Source organism: Nocardioides sp., from assembly GCF_041600255.1.
Classification (GTDB): Bacteria; Actinomycetota; Actinomycetes; order Propionibacteriales; family Nocardioidaceae; genus Nocardioides.
This window is the reverse complement of the sequence record NZ_JBFIKK010000150.1, coordinates 1-7,324: the sequence shown is the minus strand read 5'-3', so window position 1 is coordinate 7,324 and position 7,324 is coordinate 1. Positions and strand designations below refer to the sequence as shown.

Annotated in this window: 8 protein-coding genes and 1 pseudogene; 5 read left to right on the top strand and 4 right to left on the bottom strand. The window is 72.3% G+C overall.

Annotated features, from left to right (window positions below; genetic code table 11):
• Together ABZE72_RS14675 and ABZE72_RS14670 are read right to left on the bottom strand one after the other, a co-directional pair.
• Window positions 1-977 (bottom strand): annotated as a pseudogene (locus ABZE72_RS14675) (MBL fold metallo-hydrolase); the annotation flags it as partial.
• Window positions 974-1,285, bottom strand: coding sequence for a rhodanese-like domain-containing protein (locus tag ABZE72_RS14670; protein WP_372729777.1), 312 nt, complete (start codon window positions 1,283-1,285; stop codon window positions 974-976). The pseudogene ABZE72_RS14675 and the gene ABZE72_RS14670, both read right to left, overlap by 4 nt.
• A 112-nt stretch (window positions 1,286-1,397) precedes the next feature.
• On the opposite strand from ABZE72_RS14670, the gene trxA reads away from it, so the two are divergent.
• The 4 genes from trxA to ABZE72_RS14650 are packed head-to-tail and all read left to right on the top strand — an operon-like array spanning window position 1,398 to window position 3,059.
• The gene (gene trxA / locus ABZE72_RS14665) at window positions 1,398-1,769 is read left to right on the top strand and encodes a thioredoxin (protein ID WP_372729776.1); all 372 of its coding nucleotides are present in this window, start codon (window positions 1,398-1,400) and stop codon (window positions 1,767-1,769) included.
• Window positions 1,769-2,164, top strand: a complete 396-nt coding sequence (locus ABZE72_RS14660) for a DUF302 domain-containing protein (protein ID WP_372729775.1) — start codon at window positions 1,769-1,771, stop codon at window positions 2,162-2,164. The genes trxA and ABZE72_RS14660 overlap by 1 nt, the downstream gene beginning before the upstream one ends.
• Before the next feature lie 3 nt (window positions 2,165-2,167).
• The gene (locus ABZE72_RS14655; RefSeq protein ID WP_372729774.1) at window positions 2,168-2,431 is read left to right on the top strand and encodes a metal-sensitive transcriptional regulator; all 264 of its coding nucleotides are present in this window, start codon (window positions 2,168-2,170) and stop codon (window positions 2,429-2,431) included.
• 34 nt (window positions 2,432-2,465) lie between these two features.
• Complete coding sequence (locus ABZE72_RS14650; protein WP_372729773.1) at window positions 2,466-3,059, top strand: TetR/AcrR family transcriptional regulator; 594 nt, start codon at window positions 2,466-2,468, stop codon at window positions 3,057-3,059.
• Between the two features lie 27 nt (window positions 3,060-3,086).
• On the opposite strand, the gene ABZE72_RS14645 is transcribed toward ABZE72_RS14650, so the two are convergent.
• Both ABZE72_RS14645 and ABZE72_RS14640 read right to left on the bottom strand, forming a co-directional pair.
• Entirely contained in the window at window positions 3,087-3,830 is a 744-nt protein-coding gene (locus tag ABZE72_RS14645) for an SWIM zinc finger family protein (RefSeq protein ID WP_372729772.1), read from the bottom strand.
• Window positions 3,827-6,724: a DEAD/DEAH box helicase gene (locus ABZE72_RS14640; RefSeq protein WP_372729771.1), complete on the bottom strand. Its 2,898-nt coding sequence runs from the start codon at window positions 6,722-6,724 to the stop codon at window positions 3,827-3,829. The genes ABZE72_RS14645 and ABZE72_RS14640 overlap by 4 nt, the downstream gene beginning before the upstream one ends.
• Before the next feature lie 66 nt (window positions 6,725-6,790).
• Between ABZE72_RS14640 and ABZE72_RS14635 the strand changes: the two genes are divergently transcribed.
• Window positions 6,791-7,279, top strand: a complete 489-nt coding sequence (locus ABZE72_RS14635; protein ID WP_372729770.1) for a glutathione peroxidase — start codon at window positions 6,791-6,793, stop codon at window positions 7,277-7,279.
• Window positions 7,280-7,324 lie beyond the last annotated feature (45 nt).

Sequence of the window (7,324 nt, the reverse complement as noted above, 5' to 3'; positions counted from 1 at the left end):
CGCTGCGCCTCGGCCACGTCGTCGGCGCTCTCGCCGAGCAGCGTGACCGGGGTGCCCCACGGGATCAGCCAGCCGAGGTAGGTGGCGAAGCCGCCGTCGAGCCCGAAGTTGAGCGTGCCCGGCGCGTGCCCGGCGGCGAACGCCGTCCGGTTGCGCAGGTCGACGACCCACTCCCCGGCCTCGATCCGGCGCCGCAGCTCGGCTGCGTCGGCGAGCTCGGGGGTGCTGAGGTCCGGCTCGCTGGGGCCGGCCGTGTTGCCCGGCCCCATGTGTGCGTAGTACGCCGGGTAGGCGCCGAGGCCCTCGATGAGCTCGCGGACGTAGGTCTCCTCGTCCTGGGTCAGGGCGGGGTTGCTGCGCTTCTCGTCGCCGATCGTGGACTCGGTGGCGTCCGACTGCGACGCCGCGCAGAACGACCCGAAGCCGTGCGTGGGCAGGACCTCGGTCGAGTCCGGCAGCACCTCGGTCAGCCGGTGGGCCGACGCGTGCTGGTGCCGGGCCAGGGTCTCGGTGTGCTCCTCGCCGAGCAGGTCCGGACGGCCGGTGGCGCCGAAGAGCAGCGAGCCACCGGAGAAGACGGCGACGTCCTCGCCCTTCTCCTCGTCACGCAGCACGTAGCTGAGGTGGGTGAAGGTGTGGCCGGGGGTGGCCACCGCGGTGAGCGTGATCCGGTCGCTGACGGTGATCTTCTCGCCGTCGGTGATCGGCGTCCGGTCGAAGCTGACCTCGTCCTCGCCGTTCATCAGGTACTGCGCGCCGGTGCGCTGGGCGAGCGCGAGCCCGCCGGTGAGGTAGTCGTTGTGGACGTGCGTCTCGAAGACGTGCGTCAGCCGGACGTCGTGCTCCTCGAGCAGGTCGAGCACCCGGTCGATGTCACGCTGCGGGTCGATCACGCAGGCGGTCGTGCCGTCGTGGACCACGTAGCTGCGGTCCCCGAGGGTGGGCGTCTCGATGGTCAGGATGGTCAGGTCGTTCACTTGGAACCCCTCTCGATCTCGCGGCCGCTGCGGGCCCACTCCGAGGTGCCGCCACGCACGTTGACGGCCTCGAAGCCGGCGGCGTCGAGCACCTCGACCATCACGCCGCTGCGGTTGCCGCTGGCGCAGATCACGTGCACGGGGGCGTCCTTGTCGAGCTCGTCGATCCGGTTGGTGAGCTGTCCCATCGGGATGTGCCGGGCGCCGGGGACGTGTCCCTCGGCGTACTCGCTGGGCTCGCGGACGTCGATCAGGGAAGCGCCGTCGCGGAGGGCGGCCTCGAGCTGGGCCACGTCGATCTCTCGCATCTGAACGGTTCCTCCTTCGTTTGTGGATACCCCTGGGGGTATGTACGATGGGACCAACGTTAACACCCCCCGGGGTATAGTCAAATTGGTTCCCGACCCAGAAGGAGTACCCATGACCGCCGCACCTCTCACCTCCGAGAACTTCGAGCGCACCATCACCGAGAACGAGATCGTCCTGGTGGACTTCTGGGCCTCCTGGTGCGGCCCCTGCCGCCAGTTCGCCCCGATCTACGAGGCCGCGAGCCAGAAGCACGACGACGTCTTCTTCGGCTCGGTCGACACCGAGGCCGAGCAGGGGCTGGCCGCCGCTGCCCAGATCACCTCGATCCCCACCCTGATGGCCTTCAAGGGTGGTGTGCTGGTCTTCTCCCAGCCCGGCGCACTGCCGGAGGCCGGCCTCGAGCAGGTCATCACCGCCGTGCGCGGCCTCGACATGGACGAGGTCCGCGCCCAGATCGCTGCATCCGAAGGGAAGGAAGCCTGATGACGTTCGTCCTCACCACCACCCTCACCCGTTCGTACGACGACACCGTCGCCGACGTCCGCGACGCCCTCTCCGAGCAGGGCTTCGGGATCCTCACCGAGATCGACCTCAAGGCGACCCTGAAGAAGAAGCTCGACGTGGACGTCGCACCCCAGGTGATCCTGGGCGCCTGCCGCCCGCAGCTCGCCCACCAGGCGATCGGGATCGACCCGTCGATCGCCGCGGTGCTGCCGTGCAACGTCGTGGTCCGCTCGATCGACGAGTCGACCACCGTGGTCGAGGCGTTCGACCCCGACGCGATGACCCGGCTCGCCGGGGACGCGTTGTGCGACGTGGCCGCCGAGGCGAAGAAGCTTCTCGAGGCCGCGCTCGACTCGCTCGGCGGGGAGCGCTGAGCGATGGAGCTCAACCCTCAGGACATGGGTCCGGTGATCAACCGGATCAAGCGCGCCCAGGGTCAGCTGGCCGGCGTCCTGCGGATGCTGGAGGAGGGCCGCGACTGCGAGGACGTCGTCACGCAGCTCGCGGCCGTCTCCCGCGCCCTGGACCGGGCCGGCTTCGCGATCGTCGCGACCGGGCTCCAGGAGTGCCTGACCCGTGGCGACGACCTCGACCACGTGGACGTGAAGAAGATGGAGAAGCTCTTCCTCTCGCTGGCCTGAGCCCAGCAGCGTTAACGAACGCTAACCTTGGGCGATGACCAGCGCTGCGCTCCCGGAACCGCCCACCCGGCGTGAGCAGATCCTGGCGACCGCGGCCGAGCTCTTCGCCTCGCGCGGGTTCCACGGGGTCTCGGTGGCCGACCTCGGCGCCGCCTGCGGCATCTCCGGGCCCGCGCTCTACAAGCACTTCGTCTCCAAGGACGCCGTGCTGGCCGAGATGCTCGTCTCGATCAGCGAGGAGCTGCTGAACGTCGGGCGGGAGCGGGTGGCCAGCGCCGACGGCCCGGCCGCCGGGCTCGCCGCCCTGGTCGACTGGCACGTGGACTTCGCGCTGCGGCACCGGCCGCTGATCGTGGTCCAGGACCGCGACTGGGAGTCCCTGCCGGCCCAGGCCCGCGAGCAGGTGCGCACGCTGCAGCGCTCGTACGTCGACCTGTGGGCCGACCAACTCCAGCGCCTGCACGCCGACGGCGGGGTCGAGCTCGACCTCGACGAGGCCCGCGCGATGGCGCACGCGGCGTTCGGGCTGATCAACTCCACGCCGCACAGCGGCCTGCTGCCGGACGTCTCCATGCACGACCTGCTGCACCGGATGGCGCTGCGCTCCCTGGGCGTGCCGGTCTCCTGAGGCGCCCTTCTCCTGAGGCGCCTCTCCTCAGAACAGGTGCCCCGGCGGCGGGGCCTCCCGCTCCTCCTCGTCGAGCACGTCGAGCAGCCGTTGGGCGCGCAGGGCAGCGTCCCAGGCCACGTCGAGGTCCTCGTCCTGCTGCGGGTCGACTCCCTCGTCCGGTTCGCCGTTCTGCCCGCCGTCCTGCCCGTCGGCGGCGGCTGACTCGGGCTGGTGCGACTGCAGCGCGAACACGCCGGCGACCACGTCGTCGCGGGAGAGTCCGCGCAGGTGCAGCAGCACGAACGGGTCCTCCTCGAGCAGCCAGGTCAGCTGGTAGAGCACCGCGAGGGCGTGCGCGCACGGGTCGGCCCAGGCCGCGCAGGTGCAGGTCGTCTGCAGCTCGCTGCCGTAGGGCAGCAGCTCGACCCCGGTCTCCTCCGCGTGCTCGACCAGGTCGTGCGGCAGGTCGCCCGACAGCAGCGCCGCCAGGCGCCCGACCTCGGCGGCCACCGTCTCCAGGAGCGCGTCGCGGCTCGGCGCGTCCAGCACCGGGACCGTGCCGGAAACCGTCCAGAGTCCGTCGTCGTCCTCGACCGAGGCGACGAAGCTGCCCTCCCCCGTCGCGATCTGGCCGACCCGACCCGAGCGGGCCAGGACCCGACCCGCGGCCAGGTCGCGCTCGGCGTACGCCGACTCCTCGACCGCGCGCACCCACGCCTTGCCCCACCAGCGGGTCGCCCGGGCGGCGCTGCGCCGGGCCGGGAGGCGCGGGTGCGCGACGGTGTTCACGGCTGGTCCGCGTCGCCCAGGTCGAAAGCGTCGTCGGGGTCCTCGGGGTCCTCGTCGTCGGGGTCCAGCGCCTCGCGGCGCAGGCTGACGAAGTCGCGCAGGTCCTCGTCGCTGAGCTCGGTGAGCGCGGCCTCCCCCCGGCCGAGGACGGCGTCGGCCAGGGCGCGCTTGCGGGTCAGCAGCTCGTCGATCCGCTCCTCGATCGTGCCGCGGGTGATCAGCCGGTGCACCTGGACGGGTCGGGTCTGACCGATCCGGTGCGCCCGGTCGGTGGCCTGCTCCTCGACGGCCGGGTTCCACCAGCGGTCGAGGTGGACGACGTGGTCGGCGCGGGTCAGGTTCAGCCCGGTGCCGCCGGCCTTCAACGACAGCAGGAAGACCGGCACCTCGCCGGCCTGGAACCGCTTCACCATCGCCTCGCGCTCGCGCACCGGGGTGCCGCCGTGCAGGAACTGGTGGGGTACGCCGATCGAGGTCAGGTGCTGCTCGAGCAGCCGGGCCATCGCGACGTACTGGGTGAAGACCAGGACCGCGCCGCCCTCGGCCACGACCGTGGGGAGCAGCTCGTCGAGCAGGTCGAGCTTCTGCGAGCGGCCCGCCAGCTTCGCGCCGGTCTGCTTGAGGAAGTGCGCCGGGTGGTTGCAGATCTGCTTGAGCCCGGTCAGCAGCAGGAGCACCAGCCCGCGCCGGGTCTCGTCGTCGGCACGCTCGATCCGGTGCATGGTCTCGCGCACGAACGCCTCGTAGAGCACGGTCTGCTCGCGGGTCAGGCTCAGCGGGTGGTCGGTCTCGGTCTTGGCCGGCAGCTCCGGCGCGATGCCGGGGTCGGACTTGCGCCGGCGCAGCAGGAACGGGCCGATCAGGTCCGCGAACTGGCGCGCCTTCGTGGGCTCGAGCCCGGACTCGATCGGGCCTGCCCAGACCTTGCGGAAGGCGTTGCGACTGCCGAGCAGCCCCGGAGTCGTCCAGTCCAGGATCGCCCAGAGCTCGGTCAGGTTGTTCTCCACCGGCGTACCGGTCAGGGCCACCCGGCCGGCGCTCGGGATCGCCCGGAGCGCGCGGGCGGTCGAGGACTGGGCGTTCTTCACGTGCTGCGCCTCGTCGGCCACCACCAGGCCCCAGCCGACCTCGGCGAGCGCGGCGTGGTCGCGGCGCATCGTGCCGTAGGTGGTCAGCACGAACCCGGGATCGGTCGTGGTCGTGGGGGTGGCCCGGAGCCCCTCCAGCGAGCGCGCCCCGCCGTGGAAGCGTCGTACGGCGGTGCCGGGGGCGAACCGCTCGATCTCGGCCTCCCAGTTGCCCAGCAGGCTGGCCGGGCAGACCACCAGGGTGGGGCCCCGGTGGCCGCGCTGCTGGCGGTGCAGGTGGAGTGCGATCAGGGTGACGGTCTTGCCCAGCCCCATGTCGTCGGCCAGGCAGGCGCCGAGGCCGAGGTCGGTCATCTCGACCAGCCAGGTCAGGCCCTCGCGCTGGTAGTCGCGCAGGGTGGCGGCCAGCGCCTCCGGCGGCGGCACCGGCCGGCGGCCCTCGACGGCAAGCAGCCGGTCGCGCACCTGGAGCAGGGAGGCGCCGATGATCACCGGCTCGTCGTGCGCCTCGACCTGGACGACGCCGGTCAGGGTGGCCGCGATCGCCTGGGCGGGCTTGACGGTACGGACCAGGCGCTTGCGGGCCTTGCGCGCGATGGCGGGGTCGATCACGGTCCAGTGGCCGCGGAGCTTGAGGATCGGCGCGGCCGAGGCGGCCAGCTGATCCATCTCCTCCTCGCTCAGCGGGTCGCCGTGCAGGGCGATCTGCCAGTTGAACGCGAAGAGCGTCTCCGGGCCGAACATCGCGTCGCCGAGCGGCTGCTCGCGCGGGGTGCTCCGGCCGGGGGGCTTGGCGCGGTCCAGGACCGTGGTGGCGGTCAGGTCGCGGCCGAGGCTGCGCGGCCAGAGCACGTCGACGCCGACCGCCTTGAGGTCGCCGACCCCGTCCTGGAGCAGGCTGACCAGCTCGTCGGTGTCCAGGGTGATCTGGTCGGGCACCCGCAGTTCGAGCAGGCGCTCCAGCGGAGGCCAGGCGTTGGCGGCCGCGCGCAGCGCCAGGACGGCGTGGGTGCGGGCCCGGTCGCCGAAGCCGTGGTCGGGGTCGGTCTCGCGCCACAGCCGGCTCGCGTCGCACAGGTGCAGCGGGTTCCGCTCGTCGTGGACCTGGGCGACCAGGCGGACCGCGCCGGCGACCAGCTCCTCCTCGTCGGCCTCGACCCGCAGCGAGATCGCCACCAGGTGCGGGCGGTCGTCCTGGGTCGAGCCGTGCCGCTCGATCCGGGCCTGCAGCCGGCTGGCGAAGTCGGAGGTGGGGGGACGGCGACCGGGTCGGTGCCGGTCGACCGGGCGGTGCTCGTCGCCGCGCCGGTGGGCCGGGCGTGGGGCGTGCTGGCCGGCGGGCTGGTGGCCGGGCTGGTGGCCGGGCTGGTTGCTGGGCTGGCTGCCGGGGTGGTGGCCGGCGGAGGGCGGGTGGCGCGGCATCGCGTCCGCGACCGCGTCGAGCACGCGTCGTACCAGCTCCTCGGCGGCGGCGCGGTCGAGTCCGTCGCTCGCCCGGGCGGCGGCGAGCATGGTGACCCGGTCGCGGTCCTGGTCGTCGAGCGGGCTGACCCGCCAGGCGCTGCCGGCGTCGTTCGGCTCGAACTTGCCGGCCGCCACCATCCGCATGCCGAGCAGGGCGGCGCCGGAGAGGAGGCCGACGCTGGGGTGCAGGTCCTCGCGGGTGTGCGCCTTGGTCAGGATCGGCAGCGCCGCCCTGATCGGCAGCTCGACGGTCCGCCGGGCGTCGGTGAACTCGATGATGCCCTCGCGCGGTGGTTCGGCGGCGCGGAACGTGGCGGGTCCGGTGACCGGGACGAAGCTCAAGCAGTACCTCTCAGGTGCACGGGGGGTCGACCCCCCGACGCTAGTCCCCCACTACGCTCTGGCCCCATGAGCATCCTCGACGCCGAGATCCGTCGCCTCGACGGCACGCCCGCGACCCTGCGTGAGGTCACCGGCGGGCAGCCCGCCCTGATCGTCAACGTGGCCAGCCGCTGCGGCCTCACCCCACAGTACGCCGGGCTCGAACAGCTGCAGGAGAAGTACGCCGACCAGGGCTTCACCGTCGTCGGCGTGCCCTGCAACCAGTTCCTGGGTCAGGAGCCCGGCTCGGCCGAGGAGATCGCCGAGTTCTGCTCCGCGACGTACGGCGTGACGTTCCCGATGACCGAGAAGGTCGACGTCAACGGCGACGAGCGGCACGAGGTCTTCCGGACCCTGACCGAGGCGCCGAACGAGAAGGGCGAGGCCGGCGACGTCACCTGGAACTTCGAGAAGTTCCTGATCGACGCCGACGGTGCGGTGGTCGCCCGGTTCTCCCCGTCGATCGAGCCGATGGACTCCCGGATCACCGACACCATCGCCCCCCTCCTGCGCTGACCTGCCAGTTGTGGTTGCTCAAAAGCCGCTGACCTGCCACTTGTG

What these genes read in the sequence shown, in the direction of transcription:
- ABZE72_RS14650 (WP_372729773.1), top strand. Translation starts at nt 2,466, where the DNA reads ATGACCAGCGCTGCGCTCCCGGAACCGCCCACCCGGCGTGAGCAGATC.
- ABZE72_RS14670 (WP_372729777.1), bottom strand. Translation starts at nt 1,285, where the DNA reads ATGCGAGAGATCGACGTGGCCCAGCTCGAGGCCGCCCTCCGCGACGGC.
- ABZE72_RS14660 (WP_372729775.1), top strand. Translation starts at nt 1,769, where the DNA reads ATGACGTTCGTCCTCACCACCACCCTCACCCGTTCGTACGACGACACC.
- ABZE72_RS14635 (WP_372729770.1), top strand. Translation starts at nt 6,791, where the DNA reads ATGAGCATCCTCGACGCCGAGATCCGTCGCCTCGACGGCACGCCCGCG.
- ABZE72_RS14655 (WP_372729774.1), top strand. Translation starts at nt 2,168, where the DNA reads ATGGAGCTCAACCCTCAGGACATGGGTCCGGTGATCAACCGGATCAAG.
- trxA (WP_372729776.1), top strand. Translation starts at nt 1,398, where the DNA reads ATGACCGCCGCACCTCTCACCTCCGAGAACTTCGAGCGCACCATCACC.